Below are 18991 nucleotides of genomic sequence, written 5' to 3'. Positions count from 1 at the left end.
TTCGCGCCCCGTGGATAACGACCTTGCCCCTTGGTCGCTAACCATAGTGAGCGCAATGCCGGAAAGCGCGTAAGGATTTGCTCTGCCGTGGCGAGTTGCGCCCGCCTGCTTGGCGTTCCCGCGCCGGGCGAAGATCTTTCGGATTGATTAACGGGAGTTCAGCGTATCGGGCGTGTCAGCAACGCCACCGGGGCCGTATCGACCCGCGTCAGGACGACCACGAGTTCCGGTCCGCCTTTGGTCTTCCGCAATCCCAGATCACGCCGCAGCCGCTCCAGGTCCACCGCCGACCCGCGCTTCTTGAGCGTCAGTGCCCCGACCTCCCGCCGCCGCACCTCGGCCCGCAGCCGCTTCAGCGAGAACGGCATCACGTCCTCGATCTCGTAGGCGCTCGCGAACGGCGTTTCCACCAGCTCGTCCCCGGTCACGTACGCGATCTGCGGATCCGCGAGCCCGCCCCCGACCATCTCCGCCACCTCGGCGACGAGATGAGCCCGGATGACGGCCCCGTCCGGCTCGTACAGATACCGACCCCAATTCTTGACCCGGGGCTCGACCGCCCCGGGCGTCAGCGTCACCGTCTCCGCGCCTGAGATCAGCGTCGCCCGCCGCCCGACATCACCGGCCAGCTCCCCGAGCCACAGCGCGGCCTCCTTCACCTCGCCGCCCACCGAGACCCACTCGGCCTCCGCCCCCTCCGGGATCGCCTCGTACGGGATCCCGGGCGCCACCTTCACGCACCCTCCCGGCGCACGTGAAGCCAGCTCCAGGACCATGTCCAGCGGCGGCTGATAAGCCTTCGGATCAAAGACCCGCCCCCGCCCTGTCCGCCGCCCCGGATCCGCGAACACCGCAGCGAACCCCCGAGGGTCCTCCTCGGCGGCATCGCCCTCTCGTACGGAAACCAGCTCCGTCAGCCCGAACGCGTCGACATTCGCCCGAGCCACCGCGGCCGTCAGCGGATCAAGCTCCACCCCCACCCCCGGCACCCCCGCACGCCCCCGCGAGATGAGGTCACCCCCGATCCCGCACCCCAGCTCCAACACCCCACGCGCAGCCTCCGCCCGGCGCGAGGTCTCCGCCTCGCGCGCAGTGGAAACGTTTCCATCGGCGGTTCGGTCTGCGGTTCGGTCTGCGGTTCGGTCTGCGGTTCGGTGGGCGGTGAAGCGGTGGGCGGTGAAGCGGTGGGCTCGGTGGGCGGCGACGCTCGCGCGCGTGGACTGCTCAAGCCCGGCCGGGGTGAAGTACATGCGGGCGGCATCCTCGCCGAACTTCGCGCGGGCGCGTTCGCGCAGACGGACCTGAGTGAGAGCGGCCGCCACCAGCTCCGCGGGGTGGCTCTTGCGCAGTCGTGCGGCCGTCGAGATGAGGGCGTCCTCCGAGACGTCAGAGGCGCCCGCGGCGGCGAGAACCGCCTGGCCATCCGGGGTGAGCAGGCCGAGGAACGCCTCAAGGTCCATAGGGTGGACGGTAGCGGCCGGGTGAACGGCGGAGGTCGGTGCCGGGGGCGACCGTGTTCGTGTTGACGGGTTACCGGGCATTGCATAGTCTCCATGACTGGCACTCTCAATGCGAGAGTGCCAACCACACAGCGACACAAAGGTCGGTCTGGCACCCGCGACGACAGGCCGGTCCAGGGTCGCCTCTTCTGCCACATGTGCGGTCGGCCACCGATGGTCGACCGAGGACACCACGAAGGGGAGGTCAGATCGTGACGACCGCCACCAAGGTTGCTCTCAAGCCGCTCGAGGACCGCATCGTGGTCCAGCCGCTCGAGGCCGAGACCACCACCGCGTCGGGCCTTGTCATTCCCGACACCGCCAAGGAGAAGCCCCAGGAGGGCACCGTCCTTGCGGTCGGCCCGGGCCGCGTCGACGACAAGGGCGACCGCGTGCCGCTCGACGTCAGCGTCGGCGACATCGTCCTGTACAGCAAGTACGGGGGCACCGAGGTCAAGTACAACAACGAGGAGTACCTCGTTCTCTCGGCGCGCGACGTGCTCGCGATCATCGAGAAGTAATCACCCGAGACGTGATGCAGCCGCCCCGGAATCGCCCGCTTGAGGGGCGATCCGGGGCGGTCGCGTGACTGTGCTCCCCGTATACGCAATTTGGGAGTTTTCCGCATGGCGAAGATCCTGGAATTCGACGAGGACGCTCGCCGGGCTCTTGAGCGCGGCGTCAACGCTCTCGCGGACGCCGTCAAGGTGACCATCGGCCCGCGCGGCCGCAACGTCGTCATCGACAAGAAGTTCGGCGCGCCGACCATCACCAACGACGGCGTCACCATCGCCCGCGAGGTGGAGCTGGAGGACCCGTACGAGAACCTCGGGGCCCAGCTCGCCAAGGAAGTGGCGACCAAGACCAACGACGTCGCCGGTGACGGCACCACCACCGCCACCGTGCTGGCCCAGGCGCTCGTACGCGAGGGCCTGCGCAACGTGGCGGCCGGTGCCTCGCCGCTCGGCCTCAAGCGGGGCATGGACCAGGCCGCGGCCTACGTCTCCGACCAGCTGCTGAAGGTCGCCCGCGAGATCGAGGAGAAGAGCGACATCGCCGGTGTCGCGACCATCTCCGCGCAGGACGCCAAGATCGGTGAGCTGATCGCCGAGGCGTTCGAGAAGGTCGGCAAGGACGGTGTCATCACCGTCGAGGAGGCGCACACCTTCGGCCTGGAGCTGGAGTTCACCGAGGGCCTCCAGTTCGACAAGGGCTACCTGTCGCCGCACATGGTGACCGACCCCGAGCGCATGGAGGCCGTCCTCGAGGACGCCTACGTGCTGATCGTGGACGGCAAGATCTCCAACGTGCAGGAGTTCCTGCCGCTGGCCGAGAAGGTCGCCCAGACCAAGAAGCCGCTGCTGGTCGTGGCCGAGGACGTCGAGGGCGAGGCCCTGGCGCTGCTGGTGGCCAACAAGATCCGCGGCACCTTCCTGTCGGTCGCGGTCAAGGCGCCCGGCTTCGGCGACCGCCGCAAGGCGATGCTCGGCGACATGGCCGCCCTGACCGGTGGCCAGGTCGTCAGCGAGGCCATCGGCCTGAAGCTGGACGGCATCGGCCTGGAGGACCTGGGCAAGGCCCGCCGGATCACCGTCACCAAGGACGCCACCACCGTCGTCGATGGCGAGGGCGACCAGGGCGAGATCCAGTCCCGGATCAACCAGATCAAGGTCGAGATCGAGAACAGCGACTCCGACTGGGACCGCGAGAAGCTGCAGGAGCGCCTGGCCAAGCTGGCCGGCGGGGTCTGCGTGCTGCGCGTCGGCGCCGCCACCGAGGTGGAGCTGAAGGAGAAGAAGCACCGCCTCGAGGACGCCATCTCGGCGACCCGCGCGGCCATCGAGGAGGGCATCGTCGCCGGCGGCGGCACCGCCCTGGTCGATGTCGCCAAGGGCGGCGTGGACGCGCTCGGCCTGACGGGCGACGAGGCCACCGGCGCCGAGGCGCTGCGCAGCGCGCTCGTCGAGCCGCTGCGGTGGATCTCGGAGAACGCGGGCCAGCAGGGCTACGTCGTGGTGTCCAAGGTCCAGGACCTGCCGCTCGGGCACGGCTTCAACGCCGCCACCGGCGAGTACGGCGACCTGGTCGCCCAGGGCGTCCTCGACCCGGTGAAGGTCACCCGTTCGGCCGTCAGCAACGCCGCGTCCATCGCGGGCATGCTGCTGACGACCGAGGCGCTCGTGGTGGACAAGCCGGAGGAGGCCGAGGAGCCCGCCGGCGGTCACGGTCACGGTCACGGTCACGGCCACTGATCGGCTGAACGATCACTGATCGCCCGGGCGGCCACCGGTCGTTCGCCGGTCACTGATCACCGGGACGGTCGTCACCGATCGTTCCCGCGCACGAACGAGGGCCCCCATCCGGTTTCGGATGGGGGCCTTCGTTGTTCGCCCCGGTTGCCGTGATCGTAGGTATTCGTCCCTTGCTGAGCTGTATGCAGCTATTTGTAGTGTGACGTGGGACATTCGCGACACCGTGCGCGGTCGGATGACCGCGTTACGTAATATCGGCAGGCTCGTCCCCGCACTGTGACCATTCCGTTGTCGTGGACAGTGGAGACAGGCCCCAGCCCGCTGGGCATCATGCTCTACGTGACCGAGGGAGCTTTCGCCGGGACCACGACCGCGCGCGCTACCGAGCTCTCGGGGGGGAACGCCCCCCCGACAGCTCGCGATGTCGGTCGAGGGGTGCGGGTCGTGCGTACGGCGAAAGCCGACGAAGGCGACCTGAAGGAACTGACGAGCCTTGCCGTGCAGGGCGACCCGGGCGCGATCGAGATGCTCATCGGGCACGTGCGCCCGATGGTCGTGCGCTACTGCCGGGCCCGCCTCGGCCGGGTGTCGGGGCAGTACCACATCGCCGACGACGTGGCCCAGGAGGTCTGCATCGCGGTGCTGTCCGCGCTGCCGCGCTACCGCGACATGGGACGCCCGTTCGCCTCGTTCGTCTTCGGCATCGCCGCGCACAAGATCGCCGACGCGCTGCGCAGTGCCGTCCGTGCGGCCGTGCCGACCGAGGATCTCCCGGACGGGCCGGACGACCGGCCGGGTCCCGAGGAGACCGTCGTGCGCTACATCGAGGCACAGCGCGCCCGCGATCTGCTGACGCGCCTGCCCGACCACCAGCGTGAGCTGGTGTTGCTGCGAGTGGTGGCGGGGCTGTCGGCGGAGGAGACCGGTAATGTGCTGGGCATGTCCGCGGGGGCCGTACGCGTCGCGCAGCACCGGGCCCTGGCCCGGCTGCGGGCGATGGCCAGAGAGGAGTCGATCGCTTGACGGAACACCGGGCGCGGCGGGGCGAAGCCACGGGGGCGGAGCACGGCCACGAGACCCCGGATCCGGCCGAGCCTTCGACCCCAGACTCTCGCGCGGGCACAGCCGACCTCAGCGCCGTGCGCCGTACCGACGCGATTTTCGACGCCCTGGCGGCTCGCCGCGTTGCGGCCTCTGAGCCGTCCGGCTCCACCGACCCGATCGGCTCCACCGACCCCGATCACGTCCTGCCGCTCGTCCCCGCGCCCGAGCCCAAGACCGGCGCGCTCGGCGCTCCAGAGAGCGCTTCCGGAGATCCGGCCGTACGCCTCCTCCGCGCCCTCATCGCCGACGTCGACGAGACCCCCGCGACCACCGCCGTCACGGCCCCGGAGACATCTGCCGCCCCGGCGGTCGCGATCGCTCAGGCGGCGTCCGCGGCTCGGCGGGGCGATGGGGACGCTGACGCGGATGGCGACGCGCCCGCGGAGGCGGGGGCGACGCCGTCGACGGCAGGGGGCGGGCGGCGGCGCGGGTCGCGCACGATCGTGGCGCTCGGCGTGGCCGGGGCGGTTCTGGCCAGTACGGGGGTGGCGGCGGCCGGTGGCGGGATCGCCGAGCACCGTTCGGCGCCCGCGCCCGACAAGCCGGGACTCTCCGAGGACGCCCGTTCCACGGCGCCTGCCGAGCCGAAGAAGCAGCCCGACCCGGCGCCCGCGCCCGTGGCGCGGCCCGGCGGGCATGAACGGACCGACGGCAAGGGCACCAAGGACGATCAGGTGCGCAAGCAGATCGAGGACCTCAAGCAGCGCCTCGAAGACCTGCTCAAGCCGCGCCCGACGCCGCGCGGGACCCACGGCACGCCCTGGCAGTTCCCGCCGCCGCGGCACGACTCCGACGACACGCGCAAGAAGCTCGAGGACATCCGCAGGCAGGCGCAGAAGCGGATCGACAAGTACCGGAACGACCACTGACGAGAACGACCACTGACCAAGGACGACCACTGACGAGAACGACCACTGGCCAAGGACGACCACTGACCGATGCGGCGGGCGTCAGTCGTTGTCGCGGCCCTCTTCGCTGTCGATGACGCCGTCGACGTAGCCGCGGGCGTACTCCCAGCTGACGTAGTCGACCGGGTCGGGGGCCAGGGCGGGCTCGTGCACGCGGGGCAGGCCCTGGTCGAGCAGGTGGCGGAGGTTGCCGTGCAGGAGGTCCCAGTCGATGTAGTGGAGCTTGCCGCAGTCGCCGCAGTCGACGGTCAGCCCGCGTACGCCGAGCGGCTCCAGCAGCGCCCGGAACACCTCGAGGTCGGCGAGGTCGGCCAGCACGTCTTCTCGCTCCGCCACGCTGAGCGGAGCGACCTCTTCCCCAGGGTCGCCGAGTGACGCCGCCGGATCCTCCGGATCACCGGCGAACGGGTCGAGCGGGGCATCGTCGTGCACACCCCCACGCTACTGCGCCTCACCGGGGCAGGTGCACCCCCTGTCTCTTCTGTACGCGAACAGTCACCCCTCGGGGGCGTTCCGCAAAGGCCCACAGGGGGTTTCTTTAATGTCCGGTACCGGGCCCGGGCGGGGACGGGCGGGCGGAGGCGCCGCGCGAAACCCCTTGCGATCACTCGCGGATCACCGGCGGCCCGCCTGGGGTTCGCCCGAGGTCCGCGGGAATTCGGCAGGGCCCGTCCGGCGTTACGGAGTGTCATCAACGCCACGTGCTTCGCGCTGGAAAGCGGCGGGTTCCCGGGCGTGTCACGCCCTACCATGGAACGAGGCCGCCGTGACCTGGCGGGATGCCGTTCCACATGCCGTTTCCATCCTGGGCCACCCACTACGGGAAGGTAGTCATGAACCCCGCAGCCGACCCCGCGAAGTTCGTACAGCAGGGCCTGACCTTTGACGACGTGCTGCTGCTGCCGGGTTATTCCGACCTGCAGCCCGGCGACGCCGACACGACGACCCGGCTGTCGCGCAACATCACGCTGCGGATCCCGCTGGTGTCGGCGGCGATGGACACCGTGACCGAGGCCCGTACGGCGGTGGCGATGGCGCGCCAGGGCGGCGTCGGCGTGCTGCACCGCAACATGCCGGTCGAGGAGCAGGCCGAGCAGGCCGACCGGGTCAAGCGGTCCGAGGCCGGGATGGTGACCAACCCGGTCACCTGCCTGCCGGACGCGACCCTGGCCGACGTCGAGGAGCTCTGCGCCCGCTTCCGGATCTCCGGCGTGCCGGTGACCGATGTACGGGGCGTGCTGGTCGGCATCGTGACCAACCGCGACATGCGCTTCGAGACCGCCCTGTCGCGGCCGGTCCGCGAGGTCATGACCCCGATGCCGCTGATCACCGCGCCGGTGGACGTGTCCAAGGACGAGGCGTTCCAGCTGCTGGCCAGCAACAAGATCGAGAAGCTGCCGCTGATCGACGGCGAGGGCCGGCTGCGCGGGCTGATCACGGTCAAGGACTTCACCAAGAGCGAGCAGTACCCGAACTCCACCAAGGACGCCGACGGCCGGCTGGTCGTCGCGGCGGCGGTGGGCGTCGGCGAGGACGCGATCCGCCGCGCGCAGGCCCTGATCGAGGCCGGCACCGACGTGATCATCGTGGACACCGCGCACGGCCACTCCAAGGGCGTCGTGGACACCATCGGCAAGATCAAGGCCAACTCGCGGGTGGACGTGGTCGGCGGCAACATCGCCACCTACGCCGGGGCGAAGGCCCTGATCGACGCGGGCGCGGACGCGGTCAAGGTCGGCGTCGGGCCCGGCTCCATCTGCACGACCCGGGTCGTCGCGGGCGTCGGCGTCCCGCAGATCACCGCGATCTACGAGGCCGCGCGGGCCGCGCGCGAGGGCGGCGTCCCGGTGATCGGCGACGGCGGCCTGCAGTACTCGGGCGACATCGCCAAGGCCATCGTTGCGGGCGCCGACACGGTGATGCTCGGCAGCCTGCTGGCGGGCGTCGAGGAGTCCCCGGGCGAGCTGATCTTCGTGCACGGCAAGCAGTACAAGTCGTACCGCGGCATGGGCTCGCTCGGCGCGATGCGCAACCGCGAGCGCGGCGGCCTCTCGTTCTCCAAGGACCGCTACGCCCAGGCGGACGTGTCCGCTGAGGAGAAGCTGATCCCCGAGGGCGTCGAGGGCCAGGTGCCCTACCGCGGCCCGCTCTCCAACGTCGCCCACCAGCTGGTCGGCGGCCTCCACCAGTCGATGTGGTACGCCGGGGCCCGGACGATCCCCGAGCTGAAGGAGCGCGGCTCGCTGATGCAGATCACCGCGGCGGGCCTGAAGGAGAGCCACCCGCACGACATCCAGATGACCGTCGAGGCCCCGAACTACCAGGGCCGCTAAGCGGTTCCCCCGCTCGACGACATAGGCTCCGCCAGGGCTTGTTTTCGCCGTGCGCGGGAACACTCCTTGTTGATCAAGGTTTGAGAGGAAGATCTGTGGCTGCTGAGGTGGAGATCGGGCGGGGCAAGAGCGGCCGCCGGGCGTACGCGTTCGATGACATCGGCATCGTGCCGTCGCGCCGGACGCGCGACCCCGAGGAGGTCAGCGTCGCCTGGCAGGTCGACGCCTACCGGTTCGAGATCCCGCTGCTCGTCGCGCCGATGGACAGCGTGGTCAGCCCGGCCACCGCGATCGCCATCGGCAACCTGGGCGGGCTCGGCGTGCTCGACCTCGAGGGCCTGTGGACGCGGTACGAGAACCCCGAGCCGCTGCTGGCCGAGATCGCCTCGCTGGACGACTCGCGGGCGACCCGCCGGCTCCAGGAGATCTACACCGAGCCGATCAAGGAGGAGCTGATCGGCCGGCGGATCGAGGAGGTCCGCGAGGCGGGCGTGACCGTCGCGGCCCGGCTGTCGCCGCAGCGTACGGCCCAGTTCCACAAGGCCGTGATAGACGCGGGGGTGGACCTGTTCGTGATCCGCGGCACCACGGTGTCGGCCGAGCACGTGTCCGGCCGGGCCGAGCCGCTGAACCTCAAGCAGTTCATCTACGACCTGGACGTCCCGGTGATCGTCGGCGGCTGCTCGACGTACACCGCCGCCCTGCACCTGATGCGGACCGGCGCGGCCGGGGTACTGGTCGGTTTCGGCGGGGGTTCCGGACACACGAGCCGTACCGTTCTGGGCGTCGCCGTGCCGATGGCGACCGCGGTCGCCGACGTGGCCGCGGCCCGCCGCGACTATCTCGACGAGTCCGGCGGCCGGTACGTGCACGTGATCGCCGACGGCGGCATGACCAACAGCGGCGACCTCGCCAAGGCGTTCGCCTGCGGCTCGGACGCCGTCATGATCGGCTCGCCGTTCGCCCGTTCCACCGAGGCGCCGGGCCGCGGCTACCACTGGGGCAGCGAGGCCCACCACGGCGACGTGCCGCGCGGCACCCGCCTGCACCTGGGCACGATGGGCAGCCTGGAGCAGCTGCTGTACGGCCCGTCCCACGTGGCCGACGGCTCGATGAACCTGATCGGCGCGCTCCGCCGGGCCATGGCGACCTCCGGCTACACCGAGCTCAAGGAGTTCCAGCGCGTCCAGGTCGTGGTCGCGCCGCGCCGGGACTGAGGGCACGGCCGCCGGGACTGAGAGTGCCGCGCCGGGACTGAGGCCTGGGTCTCACTCATCCGCGACCGGAATCGGTGGTCTTGGTGCGGGTGCTTCCTTACTGTTGGGTAGGTAGAGCTAGCAGAGCTTGATAACCCAACCGTGCAAGGGGTGGCGCGATGACGGGATCACCGGTGACCGGACTGGGCAACTCGCGGCTGGGGCCGGCGGAACGCGCGGCGGCCCTGGACCGGATGGGGCGCGAGGAATTCGACGTCGTGGTCGTGGGCGGCGGCATCGTCGGGGCGGGCGCCGCCCTCGACGCCGCCACCCGCGGCCTGTCGGTCGCGGTCGTGGAGGCGCGCGACTTCGCCTCCGGCACGTCCTCGCGTTCGTCCAAGCTCATCCACGGCGGGCTGAGATATCTGGAGCAGTACAACTTCGACCTGGTCCGCGAGGCGCTGACCGAACGCGGGCTGCTGCTCCAGCAGATCGCGCCGCATCTCGTGCGCCCGGTGCCGTTCCTGCTGCCGACGACCAAGCGGGTCTGGGAGCGCGGCTACTTCGGTGCCGGCGTGGCGCTGTACGACCTGCTCTCGGTGCAGATGGGCAGCACGCGCGGCGTGCCGCACCACAAGCACCTGACCAGGCGGGGCGCCCTGAAGCTGGCTCCGTCCTTGCGTAAGGACGCCTTTGTTGGAGCGATCCAGCTCTGGGACGCGCAGATGGACGACGCCCGCTACGTGATGATGGTGCTGCGCACCGCCGCGGAGTACGGCGCCCAGATCGCCTCCCGCACGCAGTGCATCGGCTTCCTGCGCGAGGGCGAGCGGGTGACCGGGCTGCGCGTGCGCGACCTGGAGTCCGGCGCGACCAGCGAGGTGCGCGCCAAGCAGGTGGTGAACGCGACCGGGGTGTGGACCGACGACATCCAGGAACTGGTCGGCGGCCGCGGGCAGATCCACGTGCGCGCGTCCAAGGGCATCCACCTGGTCGTTCCGAAGGACCGCATCCACTCGGCCACCGGGATCCTGCTGCGCACCGAGAAGTCGGTGCTGTTCGTCATCCCGTGGGGACGGCACTGGATCATCGGGACGACCGACACCGGCTGGACGCTCGACAAGGCCCACCCGGCCGCGTCCAAGGCCGACATCGACTACGTCCTGGACCATGTGAACTCGGTGCTCACGACCCCGCTCACCCACGACGACGTCGAGGGCGTCTACGCGGGGCTGCGGCCGCTGCTGTCGGGGGAGAACGACGAGACCTCCAAGCTGTCCCGCGAGCACATCGTCGCGCACCCCGTGCCGGGGCTGGTCTTGATCGCGGGCGGCAAGTTCACCACGTACCGGGTGATGGCCAAGGACGCGATCGACGCGGTCGCGCACGGCCTGGACGGCAAGGTGGCCGAGTCGTGCACCGACCGCATCCCGCTGGTCGGCGGCGACGGCTTCCAGGCGATGTGGAACGCGCGGCACCGCCTGGCCGCCAAGTCGGGCCTGCACGTGGCGCGGATCGAGCACCTGCTCGGGCGGCACGGGACGCTCGTCGACGACCTGCTCGGGCTGATCAAGGACAAGCCCGACCTCGGCAAGCCGCTGGCGGGCGCCGACGACTACCTGCGCGCCGAGATCGTCTACGCGGCCTCGCACGAGGGCGCCCGGCACCTGAACGACGTGCTGGCCCGCCGCACCCGGATCTCGATAGAGACCTGGGACCGCGGCATCGGCGTCGCCAAGGAGGCCGCGGACCTGCTCGCGCCGGTGCTCGGCTGGTCGAAGAAGCAGACCGACCGCGAGGTGGAGTACTACCGCAAGCGCATAGAGGCCGAGCGCGACTCGCAGAGCAAGGTGGGCGACCAGGAGGCCGACGCGACCCGTCGCGGCGCCCCCGACATCGTGCCCACCGCCACGCCCTGACCTCGCGTCGCTGTGGCGTCGTGATGCCGCGTCGCCACGGCGTCGTGACAGGTCATGACGCTGTGACGAGATTTGTCACATGAGGAGCAACGACATTTATCACTTGAGGTGAATGTCCGCTCTTGTCGTGAAGTGTTAACCTCCCGCTTGGCCGGATCATGTGACCGGCGAGGCGGGAGGGTTTAGTGCGACGGCTGGCGATCGTTACCGGAGGACTTCTCATCACCACGGCGATGGTCTCCGCGGAGGCCACCGCGGCCTCGGCGGCGTCCACGCCGGCGCTGGTGAAGCCCATGACGGGCAAGAAGAACAAGAAGAGAAAGCCGGTGCTCGTCCCGCAAGGCCCTCACTTCAACAAGCCGTCGGGCAACCTCCAGCAGCAGGGCTCGATCGACCTCTACATCAAGAAGCTGATCGCCCACTCGGCCAAGGGCTCGGAGATCGACCTCTCGCTCTTCAGGCTCAACACCGAGGGCATGGCCAAGGCGCTGGTCGCGGCCAAGCGGCGGGGTGTGAAGGTCCGCCTGGTGCTCGACTACGGCGCCGCGTTCAAGCACCCGAACGTCCTGGCGTACATCAAGCGCAACCTCGGGACCGACAAGCGCAAGGCGTCCTGGGTGGACATGTGCCCCAAGGACCGCGGTTGCATCGCCCCGGCGGTCCCGGGCAAGACCGGTGAGTACGGGGCCAAGAACCACAACAAGTTCTACTTGTTCACCCACACCTACGACTCGCGCAACGTGCTCGTGCAGACCTCGGGCAACGCGACGGGTGGCATGTACGCCCAGTGGAACGACTCCATCACCCTGACCGACCGCAAGCTGTACGACGCCTACCGCGGCTACTTCTACGCGCTGTCCAAGCACAAGGCCAACGGCAACTACTTCCGTGAGGTGCGGTCGGGCACCAGCAAGGTCTCGTTCTTCCCCAAGGCCACTGGCGACCCGATCGTGTACGACCTGAACAAGGTGCGGTGCACGGGCGGCACGAGGATCCGCCTGTCCAGCGGCATCTTCGACCGCGCGGAGGTCGCCAAGAAGCTGAGCGACCTGGACGCCGCGGGCTGCGAGGTGCAGGTCGTGAGCGGCAGCATCGGCGTACCGGCCCGCAAGGAGCTCTCACGCGGAGGGCCGCACGGCGGCGCCGACGTCAGGTTCTTCGACAACCAGGTGGCCTCGGCGCATTCCAAGTACCTGCTCATCGACGGCTACTACGACGGCCGCCGCCGCAAGGTCGTCATGACGGGCAGCCACAGCTACACCAACGCGGCCCTTCGTCATAACGACGAGGCGATGGTGACCCTGGAGAACGCCACCGTCCACGACGCCTACGTTCGCAACTTCAACCAGGTGTTCGGCCTCGCCAAGGGCCGTCTTCACATCACGTCGTGGCTCGTCAACGAGAACGTCCCCACCCCGCCCGAAGGCGCAGTGGACGACGCCGGTTAGGCGACGCAGGAAGCAAGCCGTCTAGGCGAAGCAGGCAGCGAGCCGGCTAGGCGAAACAGGCAGCAAGAACGCAGGCCAAGAAGAGGGGGCCTCCCGTTCCTCCAGCGGGAGACCCCCTCTTGGCGTGCGACCACCGGGTGGGAGCGGGGCCAGGGGCCGCCCGGTGGCTTGGCGCACGCGCGATGGATCAGCCTGGGCCAGGCCCAGCCCAGCTCAGCCCAGGCCGTCCTGTGGCCTTAGCCGAGTGCGTCGGCCGCGGCCTTGATGTCTCCGGCGAACGAGCTCACCTCGCCGTAGACACCGGGCTTGCCGGGACGGGCGCAGCCGTCTCCCCAGCTGACGATGCCGACTTCGATCCACTCGCCCTGGTCGTTCTTGCGGACCATCGGGCCGCCGGAGTCGCCCTGGCAGGTGTCGACGCCGCCGGTGTCCAGCTTCCCGGCGCAGATCTCCACGGCCGGCACCAGGTTGCTGTAGGCGGCCTGGCACTTGGCGTCGTCGACGAACGGGACCTGGGCCTTCAGGAGGTAGCGCTGCTGGTCGCCGCCCTCCTTGTCGGCGCCCCAGCCCACGATGTCGAAGTCGCCGCTGTTGAGGGAGTCGTCCTCGGCGATCTTCAGGGTGGGAAGGTCGAGGGCCTTGTCGAGCTTGATGACGGCCCAGTCCTTCTTGCCGGGACCGCCACCGGCGGTGATCTTGGTGGAGTGCGCGACCTGGGCGGCGGGGTCCTGCAGGTCGATGACGCCGGCGGTGGCGGTGACCCCGGTCGGGTCCTCGCCGGCGACACAGTGCTGTGCGGTGAGGACGATGTCCTTGGCGTAGAGGGCGCCGCCGCATCCCATGGACAGGCGCACCATCCACGGGTACTCGCCCGCCTTGGCGGGGGTGCCGCCGACCACGTAGGGCTTCGGCGGCGGGGTGGGCTTGGCGGTGGCGTGGGCGATGGTGGCGGGGGACGCGAGCATGGCCAGCGAGGCCGCTCCGATCAGAGCCGCCCTGCTGAAACGGTGGGTCATGTACGTGCCTCCTGGGGGGAGCGGAGCGACCCGTACGGCTTTGTACGGGCCGGACATGAAGCACGCTCATAATGAACATTGGCTCTCAAACGGGTGCAAGAGCCTCGGACGGGTCATGTGCCACTTTGGCCACATACGGCCGTCAGGATCGGTAAACCCTTTGGTTGATCCAGGCGACGTGGTACATCGCGCGCGTGATGCACGTCACCGCCCGGGTTGTCACGGTCGAGATCACCCAACGGTCCCCTCTGTGAGCCTCGCTGAGCCTCAGTGGGGCGCTCCCGAGGGAGGATGACAGTGGAGACCCTGACAGTCCGGCGCGTCATCGCCGCACCGATCGCCGACGTATTCGACTGGTGCGCCACGACGACCAACTACACCCGTTCCGCGCTCATCCTCAGGGCGCGGCTGGCCCGGCACGGCCAGGGAGCCCCGTACGGAGTGGGCGCGATCCGGCTGCACACGTGGGCGATCGGCTGGTTCCGCGAACGGATCACCGCCTACAACCCGCCGCACGACTTCGACTACACCGTCGACCGCTCCATCCCGCCCGCCCGCCACGAACTCGGCCGCATGACGTTCACCGAGGTCGCGCAGGGCACCGAGATCGTCTGGACGACCACCTTCGAGGTGCCCGTCCCGTTCGGCGCGGTCGTCACCCGCGTCGTCGCCAAGCCGGTGATCGCCTACGTCTTCGGCAGGATCCTGCACGCCGCCGACAAGGCGCTGACGACGCCCTAGGCAACGGGGTCGTTCGCCTGGAGCTCGTCGAGGACCCTCCGGATGTGCGGCTGGCGGGACTCGCCCGCCCTGGTGAACGCGGAGATCGTGCGGGTGATCGGCTGGGCGAGCGGATGCACGCCGACTCCCTGCACGTTCGCGGGCAACGCCATCTCCGGCACGAGCGCGACGCCCGCGCCCGCCGCCACGAGCGCGGTCAGCACGGAGAAGTCGCTGGCCACGGCGACCGGGCGGGGTACGAATCCGGCGGCTCCGCATGCCCGCCTGGTCAGTTCGTGGCACGAGGTCTCGGGTCCGGGCATCAGCCAGTCGTCCTCGGCGAACGACCCGAGGTCCACGACCGCGCCCGCCTCCACTCGTCCCTCGGGAAGGGCGAGCAGGACCGGGTCGTCCATCACCCGATGCTGCTCGCATCCGGGCGGCAGTTCGCGGGGGAGCAGGCTGTAGGCGTGCACGACCGCGACATCGGCGTCGCGCTGCCGCAACGCCTCGACGGCCGGACCGGGCTCGCGATCGGTCAGGTGCAGCTCCAGGTCGTTCGCCAGCCGCCGCCAGACGCGCGGCATCAGCACGCGAGCGGCCGACGGGAACGCCGCGATCCGGACCACGCCACGGCCGCCGCCGCGCAGCGCCTCCAGGTCGGCCTCCGCGGCGGCGAGGCCGCCCAGGATGACCTCGGCGTGCTCGACCAGCAGGCTTCCGGCCGCCGTGAGCCGCAGCCGGCGGCCCTGCTTCTCCAGCAGCGGCATCCCGGCCTCGCGTTCCAGCGCGGCCAGCTGCTGTGACACGGCCGGGCCGGTGAGGTGCAGCGCCTCGGCCGTCGCCGTCACGGTCCCGTGAACCGAGAGCTCGCGCAGCAACCGCATCCGCCGCGTGTCCAACATTAAGAAGACCTTCTCAATCAGCCAATAAAGAGTAACTAGACCTTTCCTATCCTACGCGTGAGCCTGAAAGGCGTGAAGACCTCGCACCTGGCCCTGGCCGCGACCGTCGTGCTGTGGGCGTCCGCGTTCCCCGCGATCCGCGTGGGCCTGAACGGCCTGGGAGCCGGCGGCCTGTCGTTCCTGCGCCTGGCAACGGCCTCCCTGGCGCTCGCCCTCACCGCCGTACCGCTGCGGGTCCGGATGCCGCGCCCGCGGGACCTGCCCCTCATCGCGCTCTCCGGCCTGACGGGCATGACCGCCTACCAGCTGCTCCTCAACTGGGGTGAGGTGCACGTGCCCGCAGGGACGGCGAGCCTGCTGGTGGCGACGGCGCCGGTCTACAGCGTTCTGCTCGCCACGGCCCTGCTGGGTGAACGCCTGACCGCCCGGATCGCCGCCGGCAGTGCGATCGCCGTGGCCGGATCGGCCGTCATCGCCGTCGCGGGCGGGAACGCGCGCTTGTCCGCGAGCGCGCTGGTGGTCCTGGCGGCGGCGATCGTCCAGGGCGTCTACCACTTCGCGAGCAAGCCGCTGCTCAAGCGCTACACGGGCGTCGAGGTCGCCTCGTACGCCATGTGGACCGGGACGCTCTTCCTCGTCCCGCTCGCGCCCTCGGCCGTCCGCGCCGCCGCCACCGCCCCGCCGTCCGCGACCGCGTCGGCCCTCTATCTGGGCCTGCTGCCGTCCGCGCTCGGCTTCGTCGTCTGGGCGTACGCCGTCGCACGCCTCAGCATGGCCTCCTCCACCGCCGCGCTCTACCTGGTCCCGCCGGTCGCGCTGGCCGTCGCCTTCGTCTGGCTGGGCGAGGTCCCGCGCCTCGTCGAGCTCGCCGGGGGCCTCATCAGCATCCTCGGCGTCGTTCTGATCAACGTCCAGGGGCGGCCGCTGTCCGCGTCGGCCGGGGGCGGGTCCGACGAGAACGGCGACGCGGGCATGGACGTTCAGGAGGAGGTCGCGCTGCCCGCCCGCGAGACCGCGACGCCCCGTTAGGGGAGTGAGTGCTCCAGGACCATGCGCATGCCGGTGGCGTAAAGCTTGGCGTCGACGCGGTCGGGGTCCAGGAGGTGCTGGAACGCCAGGCCGAAGTCCAGCGCCATGACGAGCGTCGCGCGGTCGTGGGACGAGACGTCGTCGGTCTCGGCGAGGCCCCGGGCTATGTACGCGCGGCGTTCGGCGTACCAGTCGGAGATGCGCCATCCGGCGGCGAAGTCGCGCATGCCGTACAGCCAGAACTCCACGAGGAGCAGGGCCAGCAGGCGCGCGTCCTCGGTCTCCAGGCGTGCGGCATAGGCCTGCCCGGCGCGTTCGAAGCGTTCCTCCAGGGGCCGCTCGGTGTCGCGGAGCTCGTCGCAGACCTCCGTACCGATGCGGTCGTGGGTGTAGCGCTCGAGCAGGGCCAGCAGCAGGTCGGTCTTGCCTGCGAAGTTGGAGTAGACGGCTCCCTTGGTCAGCCCCGCGGCGGCGGCGACATCGTCCAGGGACGCGCCGTGGATGCCGCGTTCGGCCCAGAGCTGCTGGGCCGCCCCTAGCAATGCGCTGCGCGTGTGTTCTCGGCGCTCCTGGCGGCGTCCTCCCTTGGAGCCGCCGACGGTGCTTCTGCCGTTCATGGTGGCCCTGCCGACGGCGGGCCCGCCGTTCGGCGCCTGGCCCGCCGGTATCTGGCCGTCCGGCGTCTTGCTGCCGCTCTCCGCTGTCCGGCGTCCGTTCTGGGCGTCGATCATGGTGGTGGATCTCCCCTCACTCGCGGCACAAGGTCCCCGGGGCCGACGGGCGGGACGCGCGGCAGCAGACATCCCACTCGGCGACGACGGGTTCACGCTGTGTTCGTCTCCACTTCCCGGAATACACCGACAGGTCATGGTCAGTCCGCAGGTTCGGTCAGAACGGCCATTCTGGAACGGTCCGTATTCGATCAGCGGAGAGTGGTCCATCCGGGGGTGGACAAGCCTCTTGCCTGGAGTGGTCCGCTGGGGCGCCCAATACGGGGGACTGCTATTGGATATGTGGTCCAGATCACCGCGAACGCCTCGTTACCTGCGGGTAGCGTCGGGTGGCCAGGTGGTCATAGTCTGCTGACATGGCATCTCCGAAGGTCTCCGGGCATACCCTCTCAACTGCCTTGATCGAGCGGCTGACCTCGCACATCGTGGCCGGTGGCGCCGACACCACGACGATCTCCGCGCCGTTCACCGGCGAGCCGCTGGCCAAGCTGCCGGTGTCCAGCGCGGACGACGTGCGCACCGCCTACGAGCGGGCCCACAAGGCCCAGCGCGCGTGGGCCGCCCTCCCCGTTCGCGAACGGGTGAAGCCCTTCCTTCGGTTGTCCGAGGCCCTGGTGGACCGCCGCGAGGAGATCCTGGACGTCATCCAGCTGGAGACCGGCAAGGCCCGGCGCCACGCGCTGGAGGAGTTCCTGGACGTCGCGCTCTGCTCGCTCTACTACGCGCGCCGCGCCGAGAAGCTGCTGAAGCCGCGCCGCCGCCAGGGCATGATGCCGGGCGTCACCCGCGTGCAGGAGCTGCGCCACCCGAAGGGCGTCGTCGCGCTCATCTCGCCGTGGAACTACCCCTTCGCGCTCGGCGCCAGCGACATCGCGCCCGCGCTGATGGCGGGGAACGCGGTGATCCACAAGCCCGACACCCAGACGTGCCTGTCCAGCCTGTGGGTGCTGGACCTGCTGGTGTCGCTCGGCCTGCCCAAGGACATCTGGCAGGTCGTCGTCGGCGACCCGGCCGAGATCGGCGACCCGCTGGTGGAGAACGCCGACTACGTCTCGTTCACCGGCTCCACCCGCGCCGGGCGCGCGATCACCGAGAAGGTCGCGCCGCGCCTCATCAGCTACTCGATGGAGCTCGGCGGCAAGAACCCGATGATCGTGCTGGACGACGCCGACGTCGAGCGCACCGCCCGCGGCGCCGTCCGCGCCTGCTTCACCAACGCCGGGCAGCTGTGCATCTCGATCGAGCGGATGTACGTCCACGAGGACATCTACGACCGCTTCGTGCCCGCGTTCGTGAAGCAGGTCGAGAACATGAAGCTCGGCAGCGACCTGGACTTCAGCGCCGAGATGGGCTCGCTGACCTTCCCGCGCCAGCTGGACGTGGTCAGCCACCACGTCGAGCAGGCCGTCAAGGAGGGCGCGACGGTCCTGGCGGGCGGCAAGGCCCGGCCCGACGTCGGCCCGCTCTTCTACGAGCCGACCGTGCTGACCGACGTCACCACCGACATGGACCTGTGCGGGAACGAGACGTTCGGCCCGGTCGTGTCGATCTACAAGTTCCGCAGCGAGGACGAGGTCGTCGGCACCGCCAACGACACCACCTACGGCCTGAACGCCTCGATCTGGACCAAGGACGTGGCGCGCGGCCGCCGCCTGGCCGGTCGCATCCAGGCGGGAACGGTCAACATCAACGACGGCTACGGCGCCGCCTACGCCTCCTACGACGCGCCGATGGGCGGCTTCAAGCAGTCGGGCGTCGGCCGCCGGCACGGCTCGGAGGGCCTGCTGAAGTTCACCGAGGTGCAGACGGTCGCCAGCCAGCACTTCATGGACCTGGAGCCGCCCGGCAACATCTCCTACGACAAGTTCGCCGACATGATGGCGAACGGCATCAAGATGATGAAGAAGCTGCGGATCAAGTAGTAGGGCTGT

Annotated in this window: 16 protein-coding genes; 11 read left to right on the top strand and 5 right to left on the bottom strand. The window is 70.0% G+C overall.

Annotated elements, in window-relative coordinates; genetic code table 11:
- Positions 1–158 precede the first annotated feature (158 nt).
- Positions 159–1460, bottom strand: coding sequence for a class I SAM-dependent methyltransferase (locus J4573_RS34385; protein WP_208260100.1), 1302 nt, complete (start codon positions 1458–1460; stop codon positions 159–161).
- 251 nt (positions 1461–1711) lie between these two features.
- Between J4573_RS34385 and groES the strand changes: the two genes are divergently transcribed.
- The 4 genes from groES (at position 1712) to J4573_RS34365 (ending at position 5724) form a co-directional block, all read left to right on the top strand.
- Positions 1712–2020: a co-chaperone GroES gene (gene groES, locus J4573_RS34380; RefSeq protein WP_443606252.1), complete on the top strand. Its 309-nt coding sequence runs from the start codon at positions 1712–1714 to the stop codon at positions 2018–2020.
- A gap of 105 nt (positions 2021–2125) precedes the next feature.
- Entirely contained in the window at positions 2126–3751 is a 1626-nt protein-coding gene (groL, locus tag J4573_RS34375; RefSeq protein ID WP_208260099.1) for a chaperonin GroEL, read from the top strand.
- A gap of 444 nt (positions 3752–4195) precedes the next feature.
- Entirely contained in the window at positions 4196–4774 is a 579-nt protein-coding gene (locus J4573_RS34370; protein WP_372442941.1) for a sigma-70 family RNA polymerase sigma factor, read from the top strand.
- Positions 4771–5724, top strand: a complete 954-nt coding sequence (locus tag J4573_RS34365) for a hypothetical protein (protein ID WP_208260097.1) — start codon at positions 4771–4773, stop codon at positions 5722–5724. The genes J4573_RS34370 and J4573_RS34365 overlap by 4 nt, the downstream gene beginning before the upstream one ends.
- An 81-nt stretch (positions 5725–5805) precedes the next feature.
- On the opposite strand, the gene J4573_RS34360 is transcribed toward J4573_RS34365, so the two are convergent.
- Positions 5806–6195 (bottom strand): DUF5319 domain-containing protein, encoded by a 390-nt coding sequence (locus J4573_RS34360; RefSeq protein WP_208260096.1) that lies wholly within the window; start codon positions 6193–6195, stop codon positions 5806–5808.
- A 401-nt stretch (positions 6196–6596) separates the two neighbouring features.
- Here J4573_RS34360 and guaB point away from each other — a divergent pair, with 401 nt between their 5' ends.
- From guaB to J4573_RS34340, 4 genes are all read left to right on the top strand, one after another.
- Positions 6597–8096, top strand: a complete 1500-nt coding sequence (guaB, locus tag J4573_RS34355) for an IMP dehydrogenase (protein WP_208260095.1) — start codon at positions 6597–6599, stop codon at positions 8094–8096.
- A 107-nt stretch (positions 8097–8203) separates the two neighbouring features.
- Positions 8204–9313 (top strand): GuaB3 family IMP dehydrogenase-related protein, encoded by a 1110-nt coding sequence (locus tag J4573_RS34350; protein ID WP_208260223.1) that lies wholly within the window; start codon positions 8204–8206, stop codon positions 9311–9313.
- A gap of 158 nt (positions 9314–9471) precedes the next feature.
- Complete coding sequence (locus J4573_RS34345) at positions 9472–11211, top strand: glycerol-3-phosphate dehydrogenase/oxidase (RefSeq protein WP_208260094.1); 1740 nt, start codon at positions 9472–9474, stop codon at positions 11209–11211.
- 233 nt (positions 11212–11444) lie between these two features.
- Positions 11445–12659 (top strand): phospholipase D-like domain-containing protein, encoded by a 1215-nt coding sequence (locus J4573_RS34340; RefSeq protein WP_208260093.1) that lies wholly within the window; start codon positions 11445–11447, stop codon positions 12657–12659.
- 236 nt (positions 12660–12895) lie between these two features.
- Here the strand turns inward: J4573_RS34340 and J4573_RS34335 are convergent, their stop codons facing one another.
- Positions 12896–13675, bottom strand: a complete 780-nt coding sequence (locus J4573_RS34335; protein WP_208260092.1) for a S1 family peptidase — start codon at positions 13673–13675, stop codon at positions 12896–12898.
- A 297-nt stretch (positions 13676–13972) separates the two neighbouring features.
- On the opposite strand from J4573_RS34335, the gene J4573_RS34330 reads away from it, so the two are divergent.
- Positions 13973–14416, top strand: a complete 444-nt coding sequence (locus tag J4573_RS34330) for an SRPBCC family protein (protein WP_208260091.1) — start codon at positions 13973–13975, stop codon at positions 14414–14416.
- Here the strand turns inward: J4573_RS34330 and J4573_RS34325 are convergent.
- A complete protein-coding gene (locus tag J4573_RS34325; protein ID WP_208260090.1) occupies positions 14413–15300 on the bottom strand; it encodes a LysR family transcriptional regulator in 888 nt (295 codons plus the stop codon). The two genes, J4573_RS34330 and J4573_RS34325, sit on opposite strands and share 4 nt — an antisense overlap.
- A 57-nt stretch (positions 15301–15357) precedes the next feature.
- On the opposite strand from J4573_RS34325, the gene J4573_RS34320 reads away from it, so the two are divergent.
- Positions 15358–16329: a DMT family transporter gene (locus tag J4573_RS34320; protein WP_208260089.1), complete on the top strand. Its 972-nt coding sequence runs from the start codon at positions 15358–15360 to the stop codon at positions 16327–16329.
- Here the strand turns inward: J4573_RS34320 and J4573_RS34315 are convergent.
- Positions 16326–17060 carry a TetR/AcrR family transcriptional regulator gene (locus tag J4573_RS34315; protein WP_243773993.1) on the bottom strand — a complete coding sequence of 245 codons (735 nt, stop codon included), beginning with the start codon at positions 17058–17060 and terminating at the stop codon, positions 16326–16328. The two genes, J4573_RS34320 and J4573_RS34315, sit on opposite strands and share 4 nt — an antisense overlap.
- Before the next feature lie 356 nt (positions 17061–17416).
- Here J4573_RS34315 and J4573_RS34310 point away from each other — a divergent pair, with 356 nt between their 5' ends.
- Positions 17417–18982, top strand: coding sequence for a succinic semialdehyde dehydrogenase (locus J4573_RS34310; protein WP_208260088.1), 1566 nt, complete (start codon positions 17417–17419; stop codon positions 18980–18982).
- The last annotated feature ends 9 nt before the right edge of the window (positions 18983–18991 follow it).

Source organism: Actinomadura barringtoniae, assembly GCF_017573505.1.
Taxonomy (GTDB): domain Bacteria; phylum Actinomycetota; class Actinomycetes; order Streptosporangiales; family Streptosporangiaceae; genus Spirillospora; species Spirillospora barringtoniae.
The sequence above is the reverse complement of the archived record's forward strand: the minus strand, read 5'-3'. Positions and strand labels throughout refer to the sequence as shown.

Bases quoted from the DNA above. Each gene is read 5' to 3' on its own strand.
- J4573_RS34315 (WP_243773993.1), bottom strand. From the start codon at position 17,060: ATGATCGACGCCCAGAACGGACGCCGGACAGCGGAGAGCGGCAGCAAG.
- J4573_RS34385 (WP_208260100.1), bottom strand. From the start codon at position 1,460: ATGGACCTTGAGGCGTTCCTCGGCCTGCTCACCCCGGATGGCCAGGCG.
- groL (WP_208260099.1), top strand. From the start codon at position 2,126: ATGGCGAAGATCCTGGAATTCGACGAGGACGCTCGCCGGGCTCTTGAG.
- J4573_RS34310 (WP_208260088.1), top strand. From the start codon at position 17,417: ATGGCATCTCCGAAGGTCTCCGGGCATACCCTCTCAACTGCCTTGATC.
- J4573_RS34345 (WP_208260094.1), top strand. From the start codon at position 9,472: ATGACGGGATCACCGGTGACCGGACTGGGCAACTCGCGGCTGGGGCCG.
- J4573_RS34335 (WP_208260092.1), bottom strand. From the start codon at position 13,675: ATGACCCACCGTTTCAGCAGGGCGGCTCTGATCGGAGCGGCCTCGCTG.
- guaB (WP_208260095.1), top strand. From the start codon at position 6,597: ATGAACCCCGCAGCCGACCCCGCGAAGTTCGTACAGCAGGGCCTGACC.
- J4573_RS34340 (WP_208260093.1), top strand. From the start codon at position 11,445: ATGGTCTCCGCGGAGGCCACCGCGGCCTCGGCGGCGTCCACGCCGGCG.
- J4573_RS34325 (WP_208260090.1), bottom strand. From the start codon at position 15,300: ATGTTGGACACGCGGCGGATGCGGTTGCTGCGCGAGCTCTCGGTTCAC.